The sequence below is a fragment of the Acrocarpospora catenulata genome, assembly GCF_018476525.1.
GTDB lineage: Bacteria > Actinomycetota > Actinomycetes > Streptosporangiales > Streptosporangiaceae > Acrocarpospora > Acrocarpospora catenulata.
The window spans coordinates 73,708-92,883 of sequence record NZ_JAHCST010000035.1 but is presented as its reverse complement, the minus strand read 5'-3'; the positions used below and the strand labels follow the sequence as shown (position 1 = coordinate 92,883).

16 protein-coding genes and 1 pseudogene are annotated in these 19,176 nt (G+C 66.8%); 7 read left to right on the top strand and 10 right to left on the bottom strand.

Features of this window, described 5'->3' with window-relative positions:
* Window positions 1-90 (top strand): annotated as a pseudogene (locus tag KIP79_RS29215) (IS5/IS1182 family transposase); the annotation flags it as partial.
* Between the two features lie 249 nt (window positions 91-339).
* On the opposite strand, the gene KIP79_RS29210 reads toward KIP79_RS29215, so the two are convergent.
* Window positions 340-1,131: an ArsR/SmtB family transcription factor gene (locus tag KIP79_RS29210; protein WP_214108147.1), complete on the bottom strand. Its 792-nt coding sequence runs from the start codon at window positions 1,129-1,131 to the stop codon at window positions 340-342.
* Between the two features lie 493 nt (window positions 1,132-1,624).
* Between KIP79_RS29210 and KIP79_RS29205 the strand changes: the two genes are divergently transcribed.
* On the top strand, window positions 1,625-2,203 hold the full coding sequence (locus tag KIP79_RS29205; RefSeq protein WP_214108146.1) for a MarR family transcriptional regulator: 579 nt from the start codon (window positions 1,625-1,627) through the stop codon (window positions 2,201-2,203).
* A gap of 169 nt (window positions 2,204-2,372) precedes the next feature.
* On the opposite strand, the gene KIP79_RS29200 is transcribed toward KIP79_RS29205, so the two are convergent.
* Window positions 2,373-2,774 carry a hypothetical protein gene (locus KIP79_RS29200; protein ID WP_214108145.1) on the bottom strand — a complete coding sequence of 134 codons (402 nt, stop codon included), beginning with the start codon at window positions 2,772-2,774 and terminating at the stop codon, window positions 2,373-2,375.
* Between the two features lie 330 nt (window positions 2,775-3,104).
* On the opposite strand from KIP79_RS29200, the gene KIP79_RS29195 reads away from it, so the two are divergent.
* Complete coding sequence (locus tag KIP79_RS29195; protein ID WP_214108144.1) at window positions 3,105-5,750, top strand: glycoside hydrolase family 3 N-terminal domain-containing protein; 2,646 nt, start codon at window positions 3,105-3,107, stop codon at window positions 5,748-5,750.
* Window positions 5,751-5,846: 96 nt separating this feature from the next.
* Here KIP79_RS29195 and KIP79_RS29190 read toward each other — a convergent pair whose 3' ends face one another.
* The 5 genes from KIP79_RS29190 to KIP79_RS29170 all read right to left on the bottom strand — a co-directional run bounded on the left by KIP79_RS29190 (window position 5,847) and on the right by KIP79_RS29170 (window position 10,625).
* Entirely contained in the window at window positions 5,847-6,752 is a 906-nt protein-coding gene (locus KIP79_RS29190; protein WP_214108143.1) for a helix-turn-helix domain-containing protein, read from the bottom strand.
* A gap of 185 nt (window positions 6,753-6,937) precedes the next feature.
* Window positions 6,938-8,242, bottom strand: a complete 1,305-nt coding sequence (locus KIP79_RS29185; RefSeq protein WP_214108142.1) for a hypothetical protein — start codon at window positions 8,240-8,242, stop codon at window positions 6,938-6,940.
* A 10-nt stretch (window positions 8,243-8,252) separates the two neighbouring features.
* Window positions 8,253-9,332, bottom strand: a complete 1,080-nt coding sequence (locus tag KIP79_RS29180; protein WP_214108141.1) for a hypothetical protein — start codon at window positions 9,330-9,332, stop codon at window positions 8,253-8,255.
* Window positions 9,333-9,375: 43 nt separating this feature from the next.
* Window positions 9,376-9,813, bottom strand: a complete 438-nt coding sequence (locus tag KIP79_RS29175; RefSeq protein WP_214108140.1) for a hypothetical protein — start codon at window positions 9,811-9,813, stop codon at window positions 9,376-9,378.
* Between the two features lie 149 nt (window positions 9,814-9,962).
* Window positions 9,963-10,625 (bottom strand): DUF4386 domain-containing protein, encoded by a 663-nt coding sequence (locus KIP79_RS29170; RefSeq protein WP_250214009.1) that lies wholly within the window; start codon window positions 10,623-10,625, stop codon window positions 9,963-9,965.
* Between the two features lie 204 nt (window positions 10,626-10,829).
* Here KIP79_RS29170 and KIP79_RS29165 point away from each other — a divergent pair, with 204 nt between their 5' ends.
* Window positions 10,830-13,706, top strand: a complete 2,877-nt coding sequence (locus KIP79_RS29165) for an ATP-binding protein (RefSeq protein WP_214108138.1) — start codon at window positions 10,830-10,832, stop codon at window positions 13,704-13,706.
* Window positions 13,707-13,881: 175 nt separating this feature from the next.
* Here KIP79_RS29165 and KIP79_RS29160 read toward each other — a convergent pair whose 3' ends face one another.
* From KIP79_RS29160 to KIP79_RS50205, 3 genes are all read right to left on the bottom strand, one after another.
* The gene (locus KIP79_RS29160; RefSeq protein ID WP_214108137.1) at window positions 13,882-14,370 is read right to left on the bottom strand and encodes an ankyrin repeat domain-containing protein; all 489 of its coding nucleotides are present in this window, start codon (window positions 14,368-14,370) and stop codon (window positions 13,882-13,884) included.
* Between the two features lie 249 nt (window positions 14,371-14,619).
* The gene (locus KIP79_RS29155) at window positions 14,620-15,201 is read right to left on the bottom strand and encodes an SRPBCC family protein (RefSeq protein WP_308169944.1); all 582 of its coding nucleotides are present in this window, start codon (window positions 15,199-15,201) and stop codon (window positions 14,620-14,622) included.
* 223 nt (window positions 15,202-15,424) lie between these two features.
* Window positions 15,425-15,529 carry a CGNR zinc finger domain-containing protein gene (locus KIP79_RS50205; protein WP_214108135.1) on the bottom strand — a complete coding sequence of 35 codons (105 nt, stop codon included), beginning with the start codon at window positions 15,527-15,529 and terminating at the stop codon, window positions 15,425-15,427.
* 493 nt (window positions 15,530-16,022) lie between these two features.
* On the opposite strand from KIP79_RS50205, the gene KIP79_RS29145 reads away from it, so the two are divergent.
* The 3 genes from KIP79_RS29145 to KIP79_RS29135 all read left to right on the top strand — a co-directional run bounded on the left by KIP79_RS29145 (window position 16,023) and on the right by KIP79_RS29135 (window position 19,037).
* Entirely contained in the window at window positions 16,023-17,063 is a 1,041-nt protein-coding gene (locus KIP79_RS29145; RefSeq protein WP_214108134.1) for a zinc-binding dehydrogenase, read from the top strand.
* 37 nt (window positions 17,064-17,100) lie between these two features.
* Window positions 17,101-18,087: an aldo/keto reductase gene (locus KIP79_RS29140; protein ID WP_214108133.1), complete on the top strand. Its 987-nt coding sequence runs from the start codon at window positions 17,101-17,103 to the stop codon at window positions 18,085-18,087.
* A 62-nt stretch (window positions 18,088-18,149) separates the two neighbouring features.
* Window positions 18,150-19,037: a helix-turn-helix transcriptional regulator gene (locus tag KIP79_RS29135; protein ID WP_214108132.1), complete on the top strand. Its 888-nt coding sequence runs from the start codon at window positions 18,150-18,152 to the stop codon at window positions 19,035-19,037.
* Window positions 19,038-19,176: the final 139 nt, after the last annotated feature.

Here is a 19,176-nt window from a genome sequence, read left to right as displayed (position 1 = left end):
TCCCAAGCCATGATCCACATAGCTGCGATCAACAATCTCACCAAACGCATAACGGACGAAACCACCCCAACATGGCGAGGAACGTACTAGCACACAAGGTGCAAACGACTTAAATCAAATGCCCTCTAAGAACCTCCAACACATATGGCCCGGATGACGCGCGGCCTTGAGGAGGCGCACCGGCGCAACTCTGTGCGCGCTTATCGCAGGCACGGCGGCTTCTGGATGGCGCTCGGCGCGACCGCGGGCTCTTCGGGCTGCTCGCCTTCCTCTGGGCGGTCGCCTAGGCGGGCCGGCTCGGCGGCGCCTTGCGACGTCGTCGGGCTCTGATCGGGGAGGTCACGCATCGTCCGGCAGCGGTTCGCCGGTCTCCAGCAGCGTCTTCAGGCTCGCCACCACGTTCGGCCAGCCGTGGCTGACCATCTCGGCCAGGCTCGATCCGGGCTCGAAGCCGTCGTGCACGACGGTGAGCTTCACGACCTGCACGGTCTCCTCAATCGTGAAGGTGACCTTCGAGCGGGCCTCGCCGGACAGCCGGGCGAGCAGCTCCTCGTCCCAGCCGAAGCGCTTGGCGAGTTCCGGGGTGATGGCGTGCCAGGTGTAGGAGAGCCGACTGTAGGGTTCGGCCTCCAGCACGACCTGCTCCGGGTCGCTGATCAGCACGCCGTGGTTGTCCCAGGTCATCGGCGAGCCGACGGACCAGTCCGTGGTGAACTCCGTTGCCCAGTATCGGCGGGTGAAGGCGGGCTCGGTCAGCGCCTGCCAGAGCTTCTGCGGGGTGGTGCGGATGTAGGTGGTGTAGACGAAGGTCGGCGCGTCCATCGGGGTCTCCTCCAGGGCGAGTTTCAGGTCCGCCAGGGCTTGGACCCTGGCCCGGTCGTAGCGGCTGATCCACCGATGGGCGATCTCGTGCACGGGCGCGGCGTTGAGGTAGTGCAGCTTCTCCCGGCCCCGCCGCACGGTGGTGACGAGCCCGGCCTCCTCCAACACCGCGAGGTGCTTGCTGACGGACTGCCTGGCCATGTCGAGTCCGGCGCACAGCTCGCGCAGCGTCTGCCCGTTGCGGGCGTTGAGCGAGTCGAGCAGCGCCCGCCGACTCGGATCGGCCAGCGCCTTGAACACCTCGTCCATGTGTTGCCGCCTGTCGATATGCAGCCTTTTGGCTGCCTTTAATTTAGGCAGCCAAAAGGCTGCCTGTCAAGGCGCGCGGCGACGATGGGCGGATGCGGCAGCTGATCATCCTCGAATATAAGCGATGTGCGAGAAGGAGCACATGCCTTATATTTGATGAGTGAGCTGGTTGACCGAGCTCCGCGCTGCCGGGTGGAAGGCGGAACTCACTAGCGATCTCCTAGTCGTGGGAGATCGGGCCTTTCGGGTGGTACGGCGGGCGCGAGCGCCCTGGCCACGCGAGGTGGGGTCCCCACCAGGACCGGACTGCCTGCTCCTTGTCCCGTCGATTACCGCTGGCGCTGCACAGGCGGTGGAGGCGGAAGGCTGGTCGTGGGCGAGTGACGACGGCCGGATCTACCTACAGGGAATGACCCGTCTGCCGAAGCTCGCGGTGACGAGTGAGAGGCCAAGCCGGCTAAGCACAGCCGCCAGGCCAAGCGCTATAGCGCGTGTGCTGCTGGAAGAGGTGGCACCGCTCACTCAGACCCGTATCGGCGAGCGGGCCGGGGTGACCCAGGCCCGAGTCTCGCAAGTACTGGCCGACTTGCGCAGCGACGGTCTAGTAGTGCGATCACGCGGCGGTTGGCGAGCCGAAGAGACGTTGCTGGACCGCTGGCTGGACACCTATCCGGGACCCGGCGGGGTGCGGACCCACTGGTTCGGGCTGGACGACCTCTACCAGCAGGTGTCCCGGATTCCCGGCCGAGTGTCAGCCGATCTCGCCGCCGATGTCCTCGCGCCCTGGCGGCGGCCCACCCACGTCACCGTGTATTCGACCGCCAACACCGATCTTGAGGCCAACGGCCTGGTTGCCACGGGGCCAGACCAAGCAACGCTGACCCTCGTCACACCGGCCGATCCGAGCATTCTGGCCACTCCGAGTCCGATCACTGACAGGATGCTCAGCGCCCCTGCCCCCTGGCCATTGGCTCCTGTCACTCAGATCCTCTGGGACCTGCGACAGTCGCCCGCCGCCGACCGAGACGAGGCGATCGAAGCATTGCGGCAGCGCTGGCGGGAGGCACGATGATCACCATCCAGAGCACCTATCGGGCCGAGGACGCCGGCTATATCCGCACCCGGCCATGCCCCGACTGCGACCAGGCGCTGGCCATTCAGGTGAGGATGTCTCCCCGCCTGGGCTTCGGTCGTTGTTCGGCCCTTTTCGGCTTCCGTGCCCGCTGCGTGACCGGCGGCGGTCAGAGGTCATCAGGATAGAAGTCCGGGTCTTCTTCGTCAGGCTTGGCCGGTGTGAACTGCCGCAACTCGCCGTCCCTCAACATCCACACTCTGAAGAACGATTCCTCCTGATCCATCACGAAGACCTGCAGGGCGTTCGGGTGCCGCCAGGGCATCCGCGCAATGTGGTCGAGGACGGCTCTCAGGTCGGCATGGTTGAGCGCACCAGCCCATACATTGCACTCGGGGTATTTCCACCCACCCCATGCACTGTCCTGGGCGGTGACCTCGCAGAGAAAGCCGCAGCCTCGCCCCGGACTGTCCCGCAGCGGAGCTTCCGTACGCAGCCACTCGCTCAACACTTCCACGTTCGGATGGTCGTCCGGAGAGATCGACACCATTACGTTGGCGACCCAACTCATTGGCCTATTGTCCGCCATAGTCGACTCATCGAGGTTGACAGCCCGGCCCATCGGACGTCTCAGCCCTAGCGACAGCGTTGAGCGATGCGGAAAGGGGACCTCCGCGCGTTCGCTTGGAGAGAGCGTTTGCTCCACTGCCTGGCCTGCCGGTTTCGTGTCAGGGGTTTGCGCAATCACTGCTTAGATGGCCCTTTCCTTGCTCCTCTATAGCTTCTGGTCGCAGGGAAAGAGAGCGTTCTCGAAGTTGAGACGGGCTGTTGTCGCGGGTCAAGATCTGCGCAACGCGGCCACAGCGGGCCGCCCCGACCGCGTCTCGAGAACGGATCCTTCATGATCAGAGACCTCGCCCGGTCACAGGCTCGTCGAAGCATCGTCGCGGTGCTGGCCGGCTTCGTATTACTGGCAGGTGGAGCCGCCGGAGTCCCGAGCGCCGCCGCGGAGACCGCCAAAGGCAACCACCAGCCGGTGGTCGGAAAACCTGCCCTGGATGACAACGGCTGCGCTCGTATTGAGCGGAGTCTGCCCACGCTCGCCGACTGGCCGAAAGTCAAGAGCCAGGTTGAGCAGAACCGAGCCGACGAGAAGCGGGTGGTGAAGATCCTCGCCGGTATGACGCTCGCCGAGAAGGTCGGGCAGATGACACAGCCCGAGATCGGCGCCATCACGCCAGCGGAGGTCAAGCAGTACGGCATCGGTTCGGTGCTCAACGGCGGCGGATCATGGCCAGGCGGTGACAAGCACGCCTCGCCCAAGGCATGGCTCGACCTCGCCGACGCCTACTGGACGGCGTCCGTCAACACGAGGACGAAGATCCCGATCATCTGGGGCATCGACGCCGTTCACGGCAGCAACAACGTCTACGGCGCGACGCTCTTCCCGCACAATATCGGCCTGGGAGCCGCGCAGAACCCCTGCCTGATCCGTGACATCGGATCGGCGACCGCCGCGCAGGTCCGCGCGACCGGGCAGGACTGGGCATTCGCGCCCTCGGTGGCCGTTCCCAGGGACGACCGGTGGGGTCGCACGTACGAGGGCTACTCCGAGGACCCACGGATCACCCGCGCCTACGCGTACGAGGCCGTCAAGGGTCTGCAGGGCAAGCTCGGGAGCCGCGGCGGCGTCATCGGGACCGCGAAGCACTTCATCGGTGACGGCGGCACCGTCAAGGGGCAGGACCAGGGGGTCAACCCATCCTCCGAGGCCCAGATGATCAATATCCACGGGCAGGGCTACTACGGCGCGCTGGCAGCCGGCGTCCAGACCGTGATCGCGTCCTTCAACAGCTGGACCAACGCGGACCTCGGCATCAACGAGGGCAAGATCCACGGCAGCAAGCGCGTCATCACCGACATCCTCAAGCAGAAGATGGGCTTCGACGGCGTCGTGGTCTCCGACTGGAACGCCATCGGCCAGGTCGCCGGATGCACCGCCTCCAGTTGCGCGAGGGCCATCAACGCCGGGATCGACATCGTGATGGTGCCGGCCGCCTGGAAGGCGTTGATCGCCAACACCATCGCGCAGGTCAGGAGCGGCGAGATCCCGATGTCGCGCATCGACGACGCGGTGACGCGCATCCTGCGGGTGAAACTGCGCGCCGGCGTGTTCGACGCGCCGAAGCCCTCCGTCCGCACCATGGCCGGGTCCGCCAAAGCGCTGCAGGCGAAGGCGCTCGCCCGCAGGGCCGTCCGGGAGTCGCAGGTTCTGCTCAAGAACAACAACAAGGTCCTGCCGCTCGCCCCCGGCTCCAGGGTCCTCGTCGTGGGCAAGAGCGCGGACAGCATGCAGAACCAGACCGGCGGCTGGACCCTCACCTGGCAGGGCACCGACAACACCAACGCCGACTTCCCGAACGGTACGACGATCCTCGGCGGCCTCAAGGAGGTGCTGGGCGCCGCCAACGTCACGTTCAGCGAGTCGGCTGACGGCGTCGACCCCTCGGCGTACGACGCCGTCATCGCGGTGATCGGAGAAACTCCGTACGCGGAGTTCCTCGGCGACCTCGGCCGGCGCTCACTGGAGGCGCACAAGCTCTATCCCGGCGACCTCGCCGTCCTGGACAAGGTCAGCGGCAAGGGTACGCCGGTCGTCACCGTTTACGTCACGGGCCGCCCGCTGTGGGTCAACAAGGAGCTCAACCGTTCCGACGCGTTCGTCGCCGCGTGGCTCCCGGGTACGGAGGGCGGTGGCGTGGCGGACCTGCTCGTGCGCGGCTCCCACAGAGGTACGGGCTACACCGGCAAACTGTCGTACTCCTGGCCGAAGACCGCGTGCCAAACCCTGCTCAACCCGGGCGACGACGGCTACGACCCGCTATTCCCGCTCGGGTACGGCCTGCGCTACGGGCAGACCGGATCGGTCGGGACGCTCGACGAGACCTCCCCGGCCTGCGGCCAGGCGGGCGGCGGCGGCACCGCCACGGAGGATCTCGAGATCTACAACCGGATGGACGTCGCGCCGTACAAGAGCTTCATCAACTCCGCCGACGTCGACACCGAGATCGGCGTCGATGGCGAGGCGGCGCATTCGGAGATCAACGTGGTGCCGGCCGACGTGAACGCGCAGCGGGACGGACTCAAGGTGACCTGGACGGGCAGCGGGCAAGGTGTGATCTTCATGCAGGATCCGGCGGGCGGTAGCGACCTGCGGAGCCACCTCAACGCCGACAGCGCCCTGGTCTTCGATACCGTCGTCCACCAGCCTCCGGCCGCGAGAACCGTGATCGGTGCCCAGTGCGTCTTCCCGTGCTTCGGCGAGTTGACCGCGACCTCGATGTTCCAGCAGCTCCCGATCGGGAGCAAGACGACGATCAAGATCCCGATCGCCTGCTTCGCGGCTGCGGGCCTCGACATGGAGAACGTGAACATGCCCTTCTTCGTTCTCGCCGAGGGGGCGTTCTCCGCGTCGTTCGCGAACGTCCGTTGGGTGCCGAAGGCGGCCGAGGACGTGGACGCCCGGAGCTGCGCCAGTCTGACGTAGCCACGGGGAGAAGGACCTCCGGCGTGGTGTGAGCCGTCCGCGACTCGCGCCACCCGGAGTTCCTGAGGGCCGCCAGCTATGACGAGGGCGGGCAGCTCAGCCGTGGGCGCGGACAGCGGCGATCAGCCAGGTGAAAGCGGGCATGGCCGACGGAGAGGGTTCATGGCCGTTGAGCACAGCTATCAGCTGCCAGTAGCGCTCTACTCGGGGGTCGGCGACGGTCTCAAGCCACCGATGCAGTTCGCTGCGTTCATTGCTCGGCATACCGGGCTTGATTATTTGGTTCAGAACCGATCGGCCTTCGATCGAGTCCGGTGCGATTGATTCGGTTATCGCCCGGTTGGCATGCTCCAGGGTCAGTGACCGGAGCTCATAGCTGTAGCGCGAATCCACCGATGAGGCACTGGCGATCTGCCGGAGCCGTTGCCGGAAGTCCTCGCTGGTGACCAGGTCGGCCAGCTCGATCCAGGCGTCGACCTGGCGTGGCGTGGGATCGTCCGGCAGCTCATTGGGCAGCTCCCGCATCCACTCCGCAACCACCTTGGCATCGTCATCCAGCGTGATCCCCGAAAACGTGTTCTCGATGAACTCGTCTATGACCTGCTGCCGCTGCGTGGCGGACAGTTGGGCAAGTTTGTGCGTCATTATCGTCTCCTCGGTTGTGCCGCCGCGCTTGGCAAGCGTGCGGAGTACGGCGCGGCGAAGCTTCAGAGTCCTGATTTCCGCGTCCAGCGCTCGGGCGTGTACCTCGGCCACCTCAGCCACCGTGGCTTGTTGCGCCAAAATCTTCTGGACATCCTCTAGTCCGATGCCGAGTTCGTGCAGGGCCCGGACTAGGTCAAACCGGGCCACGGCGACGGCGTCATAGAGGCGGTACCCGCCGGCCGAGCGGTCAGTGGGCACTATCAGACCGCTGTCGGACCAGAAGCGGATGGTGTGCACCGAAAGACCTATACGCCGAGCGATCTGGCCTACGGTGTAAAGCTCTGTTCCGTCACTCACAAGGAAGAGCGTGCACCTTCGAGCCACTCGAGACTCAAGGAGTCCGAATCTCCTAGGTTCCACCATTGGAAACGCCGCCTCCCCGATCTTGGAAGGCGGCGTCCGGGCCATTCGGGCCCGTCATCGTCGTCCCACACTGGCTGAACTGGCGGCGCCGCCACCAGGTACGGCGTTCATGCGAGTTACTACGCCGGGCCAATGAGTGGACCGCAATTTGAGTGCCCGCCCAGTTTCACGGCGGTAGCCAGGCTCGCGTGGCCGTCGAAACGGTAGGCCGTGAACGTGGATCGGCTGAGCACCGCTCTCCAACGTGCGGCCCACACTCCGGGAGTGACCGGATCGAGTGAGTTTCCCAGCACGCACGTCGCGCCACGGCGAATGGGCGCAGGTTGGGTCTCCCAGCCTGACGCCGCGGTCCGCCTGCCCTCGCACTGGTCCGCGACGTGGACGAGGAGCGTTTCCGGTGCACCATTCTGAACCCTGGCGGGTGGATCCCAACCGCCGTAGCTCTGGCACATGCCCGCCACAAAGGCGGCCATGTCGAGGGCGATCTCCCCGCCGCCGTACCGCTGGAGGATCTGGTCCGCCATCCGGCCCAGTTGCAGTCCGGTCTCCTGGTCGAGGGCGGGGAAGCGACTGAGGGTCGACCAGAGCCACCGTTCGTTCGTCCGCAGGTCGTAGCTGGCGCCCAACGCGGCGAGACCGATGTCGCCGGCCTCCGTTACGGTGGCCCGCCGTACGGCCGCGTCGGCCACTCGCCTCCCCGACTCGCCGCAGTCCAGGCCCAGCGGGACGCAGGTGCGGGAGTAACTCCTGTCGAGCGCCGCGTGCAGGGCGGTCACCCGCTCACCGAGAACAGCCGTGCCCGGTGTGGTGGCGGGGGCGACGGGCGCGTTCAGAACCAGCCACGCGTCGGTATGGGCGGCCGCGGCCGCGGCAGCGGGCAACGCGCCGAAGGACTGGCCGACGATGCCCGTCAGGGAGCGGCTCTCGTGACGGAGGATCGCCTCCAGGGCGGCCACGTAGGCGGTCCGCGTCCAGGTGGCGGGGGCACACCGGGTCAAGAACGATCCCTGAGCCGGGTGGTTCCCCGAGACCTCCGCGCCGAACTCCGACAGCGCGGCTCCGCAACCGGCGGGTACGGGTCTGTCCACCCATGGCTCGCTGATGAGGAGCACGTCATCGGCGGCGAGCGAGGGCGGCAGCCCGAGGGAGTCAAGATCGGGCTGCTGGAGCGCCCTGGCGCCGGGTCCGCCCATCTCGACCAGGATCAGCCCATGGCCGGGCTTGGTACCCGGGACCACGGCGTACGAGATCCGGCCGGCGGCCTCAGGGACGAGGACATCCGCGCAGCGTACTTCGGCGGACCGGCACAGCATGGGTTGCACCGCCGACGGCGTGGGGACGGCGCGTGGCGCCGCGAATGAAGGATTCGCGGCGCACGCGCCGAGCGGCAGCAGGAGCACGAGCGCGACCGCTTTGGAGCGCATCTTCATGAGCTCAGCAGTTCGCCGAGCTGTTGGTCGAACCGCAGCCGTTCTTGCCGAGCACGCCTGTGATCGGACTCCAGAAGTTCACATACTGGTAGTCGTTGTAGACGGGAACCGAGCCCTGGGCCGTCTTCACGACCACCATGTCGGCCATCTGATGGGGCCCGCCCTTCGGTTGGGACCAGACGGTGGACGGGATGTTCTGCCAGTTCACACTGAAGTCTCCGGCGTCGGCGTTGTTGCCGTTCCAGTCCACCTGGTAGGTGCCGCACGTCTTGAATGTCATGCCCACCCCCCAGACCGACAGGGCGACGTCGTTCCCACAGCCCCAGTCGTGGGATCCGAGATCAGGCGCCCAGTCCTCCCACTTGCGCAGGATGTTTCTGGTGCTGGTGGTCGGATAGGAACGCATGCCCATGTCGTGGACGATGTCGTCGGGTCCGGTGATGTCCTTGGGAGTGGCGACGGACTTCCGCTTGTACATCCACCAGTCGTAGGTGCTGTTGTAGGTCTCGGTGTCCTTGAGCTTCCACCAGTACGCGTCCATCTTGCCGTGGCTGGTGGTGAGCGTGTATTGCCCCGACGACCATGAGCCGAAGGTGTCGAATCCCGGTCCGTTGGGGTAGGCGATCGACGCCGCCCCTGTTTCGGTCCCATGGACGCCGGCGCTGACGGCGTAGACGTCCTTTCCGTCCTGGCCGGGGTCAGGCTTGAGCCCGGCACCGAGCTCAACCTTGGCGATCTTGTAGTCCTTGGGCACGACCAGGTCGGCCGTCTCGCCGTCCGTCCGCTGCAGGTGCAGGACGTCGATGGATTCGGGTGCGTAGTAGCGCCCCTCGCGCGCGTTCTGTTCCACGAACGCGCGTCGTCGGTCCATATCGTTGGTCACGCTGAAGCGCGAGCGCTGGTACTGGTCGCGGAGCGTCGTGACGGCACCCGGCGTGGGCTGGTCGCTGAACTCGACGACTGAGAAGGGCTGTACGGGAGGACGATCGTCCGCGCTCGCCGGTGCGGCGGGCAGGTTCACGACCAGCGATCCGGCTACTACGGCAAGGCCGAGCGCACTGGGCTTCTTCGCTCGAATCGTCATTAGCGGTTTCCTCTCCTTGCTTGAAATGGGCGTGACCGGATCGTCAGTCCAGGTAGTCGCTGACGTAGTCCTCACACTCGATGCGGAGGTCGTTCTCGGACTGCTTGCAACCGCGCCAGATGAACTGTTGCCTGGTCACGTCACCGGAGATGGAAACGTTGAATTCCGTTCTCCCTCCGTTGCACGACGCGCCGTCGGTGTACCGCCAGCCCACGAGGGGGTTGTTCCAGGAACTCTTCTTGTACTCGGCGTAAACCATCCAGCCGTCGTCGCAGAAGCGGTCTCTTACCGTGAAGGAGTTACGGCCTTTCGACAGGTTCGTCGTGCCGGAGTTGAACCAGACCTCCCCCGCCACGGCCCCACTCGCGTGACGGACGATCATGCTGGAGGTAGCCGCGTCCGCCGCCCCCGTCGCCATGACGATCGTGGCGGCCGCACAGAACATGACCACCGTTCTGGCCGCGTTGAGCCGCTTGGGCATCGTTACACCTGATCCCGTTCACTCGTGTCCCGGGCCTGGCCGGATGCCTTCCCGTGGAACACTGACGACGCTAGGAGCAGGCCATTAATCCGCCGTATATTCGCCGTATGTGGGCTGGTCGGAGTCGGGTAAGACGATCACCCTGAGCTTTAACGCGCATCCGTAGACGGCCTGAATCCTTTTGTCAGTAGCCAGGCCGCCAACACCATTTCGTTCAGCGCCAATGGGGAGAAAAGAATGGTGTGCACCGCGGAAGACGGGCTGAGTACGCCGAACATCACGAGGCAGGCATCGGCCAGGTACGGCAGCGCCGCGATGAGCGCCCAGCCGGCTATCCATCGAGGGACGGGTCTTGACCGGTACAGCAGGTAGTTGAGCAGCAGGGCGCTGAGGCAGAAGAAGAACGCGCTGCCGGCCTGCCCCGACACCTCGTACGTTTCTGACAACACCCGGACGGTGTCCAACTGCGCGGCCTGCGATCGAGTGGTGCCCAAGGCCACCAGGATGAGAGGACCGATGGCGGCGGGAAGCAGGAGGACGACCTCGATGATCCTGGCGGCGACGTAGCCGAGCGCGGGTGCCTCGCCGTGTTCCTTGAGAACCGGGAACAGCGCCGCTGGGATCAACGCGATCACTCCGGCCATGATCAGCACCATGAGGGCGCCAGCCGATATTCGGTGCGCGTTGTCGGCGATGAACTGGGGTGAGTACCGGTTGCCGAGCGGCCCGAGAAGGACCGCGCTGAGCACCCCCGCAGCCGTCGCGGTGAGGAAAAGGGCACCTACCACCCGTGCCGTTGTCTTTCTGTCCATACCCATCGCTCCCGTAGCTTCGATGCTCTTCCCACCGCGACCGACCCCGCCTCGGGGGTCGGCGAGCCATAAGCGTGATGGCCGCCGCGCCAAGGGTCGTCGACACCGGTGTGGTGATGGTGTGCGGGCGGTTGGGGCGGGCTTGCTGGGTTTTTGGGCCTGTGGCAATCTCGGCGGAGGCCAACATCTGGGAGCAGCCCTGTGGTGCGGATCGGTCTGCTCGGTGGTGTCCGCGTCGCTACCGACGGCGGCGAACCGGTCGACATCGGTTCGGCGAAGACGCAGACGGTGCTCGCGGCACTGGCCCTGTCGCCCGGGACACCGCTGGCGGTGTCGCGCCTGGTGGAGCTTGTCTGGGGTGACGCTCCCCCGCGAACGGCGTACAAGACTCTGCAATGGCACGTAGCCCGGCTAAGCAAGGGCCTCGGTTACGGCGCGATCGTACGGGTCGGTGCCGCGTACCGCCTCGACTTAGCACCTGACGCGGTCGACGTGGCGCGCTTTCAGCGGAACTTCCGCGACGGTGACTTCGCCGCGGCCCTCGCGCAGTGGGGCGGAACCCCCCTCGCCGGACTGGACGCGCCCGGTCTCGAAGTGGCGGTGGCCGGTCTGAACGAACAGTGGCTGAGCGCTGTCGAGGCCGAGCTTGAACGCCGCGTCGAATCCGGCCCGCGGAGCGTTGCCGGTTCGCTGGCGGAGTTGACGGAGCTGGTGGAGCGTCACCCTCTCCGCGAAGGCCTCTGGGCTCTGCTGATGACGGCTCTGTACCGGGTGGGCCGCCAGGCGGACGCCCTGGCGGCCTTCCGGCGGGCTCGGCACCATCTCGTCACGCAGCTCGGTGTCGAACCCGGGCCGGGGCTGCGCGACCTCGAGGCACGGATCCTCGACCACGACGACCGGCTGCGCGGACCTGTCGCACCCGAGGTCTCGCTCGTACGGCGCGGTGGCGCAACGAGCCACCTGCCCTTTCGCGTGGGCCGTCTCATCGGCCGCGACGAGGACCTGCGAGCCGTCGCCGACGCGCTCGCGCGGACCCCGGTCGTGACCTTGGTGGGACCAGGAGGGATCGGCAAGACCCAGCTCGCGCTGGCGGCGGCCCGCACGGCGGTCGCCGATCACGGGTGGGACGCGTGGCTGGTCGAGCTGGCGGAGATCGCATCGCCGTCCGACGTGCCCCGCGCGGTCGCCGACGCGTTGGGGGTGGCGCAGCGTCCGGGACACACCCTGACCCAATCGATCATCGCGGTCCTGCGGTCGCGTCCGGCGTTGTTGCTCATCGACAACTGCGAGCACGTCATCGACGGTGCGGCCGAGCTCGCAGAAGCCCTCATCGGGGGCTGCGCGCAGGTACGTGTGCTGGCCACCTCACGGGAACGCCTCACCGTCACCGACGAACAGGTGCTGGCCGTGGGACCACTGGATCCGGCCGCCGGCGCCGAACTGTTCCACGCCCGCGCGCTCGCCGCCGATCGAACCTACGATGCGCGCACGTCTCACCACCACGTCGAGGAGATCTGCCGCCGGCTCGACGGCATACCGCTGGCCATCGAGCTGGCCGCCGCGCGGACGATAAGCCACCGGCCGGTCGACCTCGTCGCCCGGCTCAACGATCGTCTCCGGGTGACCGGTGGCCGCCGGACCGGCGCCGCTCGGCATCGTACGTTGCGGGCGGCCATCCAATGGTCTTACGACCTGCTCACGTCGGCCGAACAGACGCTGTTCCAATGTCTGTCCGTGTTCAACGCACCATTCGACCTCAGCGCGGCGGAAGCGGTCGCCCACGATCAGGACGTCGACGGCATTCTGGGCAACCTGGTCGGGCGCTCGATGGTCACCGTCGACTCCGGCCCGTTCGGCCGGCGTTTCCGGCTGCTGGAGACCATGCGCCAGTTCGCCGCCGAGCGCCTGCGTGAGGTCGGGCATACCGACCTGGCCGCCGTACGCCACGCGCGTTGGTGCGTCAGCGAAGTCACCCACATCCACCGCCTGCTCACCGGTCCGAGCGAGATCGAAGGCGTCGCCCGCCTCGGCGACCTGTGGGCGAATCTGCGTGCTGCCGTCACATGGGCGTGTACGGCCGGAGACCCACGACTGGCGGACGCGCTGGTCCGGCCGGTCGTCACGGAGCTTCCCCTGCGGGGCCGACAGGAGATCGGCGTCTGGGCCGAGCACATCCTGGCCATAACGTCGGCGGAGAACCGGGAGAACCAGAACCTGCGTGCCTTCTGGCTCGTCTGGGTCGCCGAACGCCACACCCAGAACGCCAACCCGGCAGGCTACCGCCGCGTCGCGGACCGGTACGGTGAACCGGCCCGGCCGCTGAGCCGCTACGCACACGCGTACGCCTGCGGCGACGGCGAGGCCCTGCGGCGGTGCCTACCGGACGCCGTCGCCGATCTACACCGCCAGGATGAGCGTTATCTGGCGACGTTCCTTGAAATGACGTCGGCGGGGACGCTGCTGGGCATCGGACGTTTCGAGCAGGTCGATACCTCAGTCTCAGCCCTGGCGGACCGGTATCGGACCCACGGCCCGCCGACCCTCCTGCACTGGGCGCTGCAGACCCTCGGCTACTCCGCCGCGTTCCAGAGCCGACACGACGACGCCGATCGGTACTTCGACGAGGCCGCCCGCGTCGACCTCCCCACGGGCACACTGTCGGCCAACAAAACCACCGAAGCCCGCTCCGCGTTCCGGCGAGGCGAGCGGCTGCGCGCCTTCCGGCTCCTGCGCTCCTACATCGACGAACTGATCGAGACCGACAACATGATCGCCGCCAGCGTCGTCTGCATCGAGTTCATCACCATGATGGCCGCGATCGACCGGATCACCGAGGCGGACCACATGCTCAGATACCTCGAGGCTGCCAACGACTTCGGCGCCCTGGCCGCCCGAACCCTCGTCACCGAAGCCACCCACAAGATCGCTGCCACCGTCCGGCACGGCTCAGACCCGACTCCGCCGTCCGTACGCCAAATCGACGACCGCGCAGCCCTCGAATACATGCGCGACGTCCTTAACAAACTCGCTCAAACGCAGCCCAAACTCCCGCCAGTTGAAGCAGCTGACCGGATCGGCTAGCCGGTTCGCATGCGGTAAGACCTTGCGTCCACTGGGGGCGCTCCGGCTCCGGGATGTCGGTCGGTACTTGACCGCAAGGCCGTAGTTGGCTGAGGTAGGGCCTGATCATCCCCGGGTGCCCCGTCTGCACCTCGCTGTCATGAAGGCGACCCCAACTCCACCTTCCGTATAGGGCTCAGGCAGGGGGAGATGTGCGGCTTGTGCTCGCATGTACGAGCAGGGACGCGAGCGCGTCATGACCGTTCCGCCGGGCTATCTCGGCCGCAGTGAGACCTCCACTCGTGGTGGCGTTGATCTCGGCACCGGCATCGAGGAGCACACGGGCCGAGCCCTCGTATCCGTAGGCCGAAGCGAAGTGCAGAGGCATCCACCCAGCGGAGTCACGGGCGTTGGCATCCGCACCCAGCTCAAGGAGAACGGGAAGCATATCGGGTAGGTCTCGGCCTGATACGAGGTTGTGCAACAGCGATGGGACATCCAGGGTGGCCCCGAATTCGACCAAGACTCGAAGAACGCCATGATGACAGTAGCTGACGGCAAGCTTCACAAGGGACGTTCCGTCCTCGTTCACAGCGTTGGGATCAGCACCACCACCGAGAAGCATGGCCCGAACCTCTGCCGTGTCGCCGTCGAATACGGCCCACTCCAGAGACTCGTCACTCACCGGGCAAGTATCGCCGCCGTGCCCACAGACGTGCCAGTCACGGCGAATACATCAGGTTCGCGGACATGGGAGCGTCAGGAGAATTGTTAGGGGCGGCAGAACCCCGTCAACCACGATCTATGGCGCGGCGGTTCACCGCGACCCGCGAAGGACGCCCGGCGGAGTGGTTCGACGACCACTGCCGGGCTGGCAGCGTGACGTTCGTGATCCGCAACGCGGCGGGCGTCCTCGCGATTGGCACCCGCTGGGCTAGAGCGCGCCGCTCTCGATGCGCTGCTTCAGACCCTGTTGGATGCCCTGGTGCGCCAGCACGCCCTGGGACAGCGTGAAGTCGATGAGCTCCAGGGTCGTCTCGAAGGTCAGGTGCTCGGTCACCCGGGTGACCGAGCCACCGAGGCTCTCAAACACGATCTTCTGGTGGGTCACGATGTTTCCCGTCGACCACGAGTCGACCTCGTAGAAGTAGTTGCTGAGATCGAGGCGCTGCTGGGCGTGTGTGGTCAGCGTGATGGGGTCCGGCTCAATAGGGATCACCTCGATCGCGGTCAGGTTCTTGGTCCGCACGCCATGCTTGGTCTTGTCGGAATGGGTGACCACCCGCTCGAGGAACGGGTTGGCCCCGATGTGGTTCTCGAAGTCGGAGTAGGCCTTGAAGACGCCGGCACGCGGCGCGTTGATGACGATGGAGATGCTCTGGGACTTGCGAGCCCGGCCGACCGGCAGCGGGTCGGCCACCTGGCCGAACTTGTAACAGTTCCAGGCGTACTGCCATTGGCGGGCGAGCTCGGCGTCGCTTTCGGCCCGCGCCGGCGTGCCCATGACCGAGAGCACCAGGGACAGGGCAAGCAGGGGAGCGCTTAACAGGCGAAGAGGCCTCGTTTTCATGGCATGAACATTTATCGCAATCTGCTCACGAGCACCTCTGTCACGATCATCTCTGGCAGTAGTTGCCAACCATTGTCAGGAAATCGACCTATAACCTGTCAATCCTTTGAATCATGGGGACGGTCCTATGCGGCAGCGCAGGCCGACAAGGCTTGCTCGTCTGAGGTCCTCAGGAGGAACGCCCCGCGTAGTAGCGTCGTGACTTGTCTCGGCTGCCGCAGGTGGTCATGCTGCACCAGCGGCGGCGACGGTTCTTGCTGACGTCCAGGAACAACCAGCAGCACGCCGTCAGAGTTTGCTGGGGCGTATCTACGCCGCGTCTCGGGTGCTCAGCTGGGGCGTGATTCCCGTCAGCGCGGCGCTTGCTGGGGTCGCCGCGGACCTACCTTTGGCAGGCGTGGGAGGCGGCCTGGCCACCATGATCGTGCGAGGCCACGATCTATGCGGAGCTGAAGGCACTGCTGGTCGAGGAGAACGCCCGCAAGCAACTGGCGCCTCATCGCCGTGCGCTTACGTCCGGTGTCGGAACATCGAGGCATTCCGCGACTGGACGCAGCCCTGCCCGACACGCATCGCGCCGTGTCACGCGATCGGCTACCTCGGTTCGATCCGAAGCATGGTGGCGCGGGTAGAAGCGCCGTGAGACAGGCCCTGCGAGTACCTGGAACAGCAGAGACTCCCGGCCGGGCGCTGGAAGCGGTCCGATGGATGTTGTCGCTGCCGCGAGCCCGTCGGCGCGAAGACACCCAGAGGAAGCGAAGAAACATATGAGAGCCACGTTCATGTACGGCGCCGGCGATGTTCGCGTCGAGACCGTCCCCGACCCGATCATCCAGCGGCCGACCGACGCGATCGTGCGCACGGTGCGGGCGTGTATCTGCGGAAGCGACCTGCATCCGTACCACTCGATGCCTGCCCGCCCGCAGGGCAACCCGATGGGCCACGAGCTGATCGGCGTGGTCGAGGAGATTGGCTCGGCGGTGACGAGTGTGAGGAAGGGCGACTTCGTGATCGTCCCGTTCGCGTTCCAGGACAACACCTGCGTGTTCTGCCGGGAGGGCTTCCCCACCTCGTGCATCCACGGCGGCTGGTACGGCAACCCCGAGAACGGCGGCCTGCAGGCCGAGCTGGCCCGCATCCCGCAGGCGGACGGCAGCCTGGTCGTCGTCCCCGGCATCGACGAGTCGAGCGACCTCCTGCCGAGCCTGCTCACCCTCTCGGACGTCTACCTCACCGGGTACCACGCCGCTCACCTGGGCAAGGTCGCGCCGGGCAGGACCGTCACCGTGATCGGCGACGGCGCGGTGGGCCTGTCGGCCGTGCTCGCCTCGAAGCAACTCGGCGCCGAGCGGATCATCTTGATGGGTCGGCACAAGGTCCGCACCGACCTCGGCGTCGAGTTCGGCGCGACGGACGTCGTGGCCGAGCGCGGCGCGGAGGGCATCGCCAAGGTCATGGAACTCACCGGCGGCGAGGGTTCGCACATCGTGCTCGAGGCCGTGGGGCACATGCCCGCCTACGAGCAGGCGTACGGGATCGTCCGCCCCGGCGGCGTCATCTCCCGCGTGGGCGTGCCGCAGTACGAGGAGGCCCCGATCGGCTTCGGTTCGCTGTTCGGCAAGAACGCGACGCTCACCGGCGGTCCCGCCCCGGTGCGCGCGTACCTCGAGGCCGCGATCCCGCAGGTCCTCTCCGGTGAGATCAACCCGGGCAAGGTCTTCGACCGCACCATCGCCCTGGACGAGGTGCCCGCAGGCTACGCCGCGATGGACGCCCGTAAGACACTTAAGGTCCTCATCACCCCGTAGCCTCACGGCCCCACAAACGACGGAAAGGCACAGATATATGCACACGAGAACGCTCGGTCAGGGACTCCAGGTATCCGCCATCGGCCTGGGCGCGATGGGGATGTCGATGTCCTACGGGCCCAATCCCGGCGACCGCGACGACATGATCGGCGTGCTGCGCTACGCCGTCGAGCAGGGCGTCACGTTCATCGACACCGCCGAGGTGTACGGCCCCTACGTCAACGAGGAGCTCGTCGGCCAGGCCATCGCGCCGATCCGAGACCAGGTCGTCGTGGCGACGAAATTCGGGTGGAACATCGTCGACGGCCGCATGCAGGGCACCGACTCCCGCCCCGAGCAGATCCGCCGCGTCGCCGAGGCATCGCTGAAGCGCCTCGGCGTGGAGAGCATCGACCTGTTCTACCAGCACCGCGTCGACCCGGACATCCCGATCGAGGACGTCGCGGGAACGGTCGGCGAGCTCGTGGCGGAGGGCAAAGTCAAGCACTTCGGCCTCTCCGAGGCAGGCGCCGGGACGATCCGGCGCGCCCACGCCGTGTTCCCGGTGACGGCCGTGCAGAGCGAATACTCGCTCTGGACCCGCGAGCCCGAGGCCGAGGTGCTGGCGACCTGTGCGGAGCTCGGCATCGGGTTCGTACCGTTCAGCCCGCTTGGCAAGGGTTTCTTCACCGGCACCGTCGCCGCGGACGCCACCTTCGAGCCGGGAGAGATCCGCGCGGTCGTCCCGCGATTTACAGCCGACAACCTCGCCGCCAACCAGGCGCTGATCAACCACGTCCGCGCGCTCGCGGACGCGCGGGGAACGACGCCCGCGCAGGTCGCCCTGGCCTGGCTGCTGGCCCAGCGCCCGTTCATCGTCCCCATCCCCGGCACCCGCCGACGCGAGCGTATCGTCGAGAACATCGGTGCGGCCACCCTGCCGCTGTCGGCCGACGACATCGCCGACCTGAACACCCTGGTCGAACGGATCGGGGTGGTCGGCAATCGCTACAACGAGTCCGGCATGAAAATGGTCGGTCTCTAAGAATCAGGCAGGTAACACGGGTGCCTCCCACTGGGGTGCGGCCCGGACCTACGGTGGAGAACATGGCAGAAGCACAAGCGGAAGTTCGCGAGTTCCTCAGCTCGCGGCGCGCCAGGCTCACCCCTGAGCAGGCCGGACTCCCCGCCTACGGCGGGAACCGCCGCGTCCCCGGCCTTCGCCGCGAGGAAGTCGCGATGCTCGCCGGCGTGTCGGTCGATTACTACGTACGCCTGGAGCGCGGCAACCTCGCAGGGGCATCCGAGAGCGTGCTGGACGCCATTGCCACCACGCTGCAACTCGACGAAGCCGAACGCGAGTACCTGTTCAACCTCGCCCGCGCCGCGGGCCCCGGGCGCAAGCGTCACAGCAAGCCGGCCACGGGCGTTCGCCCCGCCGTCAAGCAAGTGCTCGACGCCATCACCGACGCTCCCGCCTGGGTCCGCAACGGGCGTCACGACATCATCGCCACCAACAGCCTCGCCCGCGCGCTCTACGCGCCCGCGTACGACGATCCCCGGCGGCCGGTGAACACGGCCCGTTTCTCCTACCTGGACCCGGCGGCGAAGGAGTTCTGGCGAGACTACGACCAGATCATCCACGACGTCGCCTCGATGCTCCGGCTGGAGGCGGGCCGTAACCCGCACGACCCGGAGCTGATCAAGCTCGTGGGCGAGCTCTCGACCCAGAGCGAGCTGTTCCGGCAGCGTTGGGCCTCGCGGGACGTGATGTTCCACCGCAGCGGCAGGAAGCGCATTCATCACCCCGTCGTCGGCGACCTCGACCTGAACTTCGAGTCGATGGAGCTTCCCAGCGAGCCCGGCCTCGTGCTCAACGTCTACACCGCACCCGCCGGCTCCCCGTCCGCCGACGCCCTCAAGCTGCTCGCGTCGTGGGCCGCCACGCAGCACGAGCAGTTCACCGCCACCGACACCGCGACCCAGGACATCTGACCGGACGCTGTGCCCGAAGCAGGGCCTCACGCCTCGGGGATCCCCAGGCCGAAGCTGCGGAGCGTGATCGACGCCGGGTCAGGCCCGCGCCGTACGCTGGTGTCGAGCGCGTCGATCTCCTCCAACTCGGCGTCGGTGA

Coding starts and splice junctions, on each gene's coding strand:
- KIP79_RS29210 (WP_214108147.1), bottom strand. CDS start 1,131: ATGGACGAGGTGTTCAAGGCGCTGGCCGATCCGAGTCGGCGGGCGCTG.
- KIP79_RS29200 (WP_214108145.1), bottom strand. CDS start 2,774: ATGAGTTGGGTCGCCAACGTAATGGTGTCGATCTCTCCGGACGACCAT.
- KIP79_RS29195 (WP_214108144.1), top strand. CDS start 3,105: ATGATCAGAGACCTCGCCCGGTCACAGGCTCGTCGAAGCATCGTCGCG.
- KIP79_RS29185 (WP_214108142.1), bottom strand. CDS start 8,242: ATGCGCTCCAAAGCGGTCGCGCTCGTGCTCCTGCTGCCGCTCGGCGCG.
- KIP79_RS29180 (WP_214108141.1), bottom strand. CDS start 9,332: ATGACGATTCGAGCGAAGAAGCCCAGTGCGCTCGGCCTTGCCGTAGTA.
- KIP79_RS29175 (WP_214108140.1), bottom strand. CDS start 9,813: ATGCCCAAGCGGCTCAACGCGGCCAGAACGGTGGTCATGTTCTGTGCG.
- KIP79_RS29170 (WP_250214009.1), bottom strand. CDS start 10,625: ATGGACAGAAAGACAACGGCACGGGTGGTAGGTGCCCTTTTCCTCACC.
- KIP79_RS29145 (WP_214108134.1), top strand. CDS start 16,023: ATGAGAGCCACGTTCATGTACGGCGCCGGCGATGTTCGCGTCGAGACC.
- KIP79_RS29140 (WP_214108133.1), top strand. CDS start 17,101: ATGCACACGAGAACGCTCGGTCAGGGACTCCAGGTATCCGCCATCGGC.
- KIP79_RS29135 (WP_214108132.1), top strand. CDS start 18,150: ATGGCAGAAGCACAAGCGGAAGTTCGCGAGTTCCTCAGCTCGCGGCGC.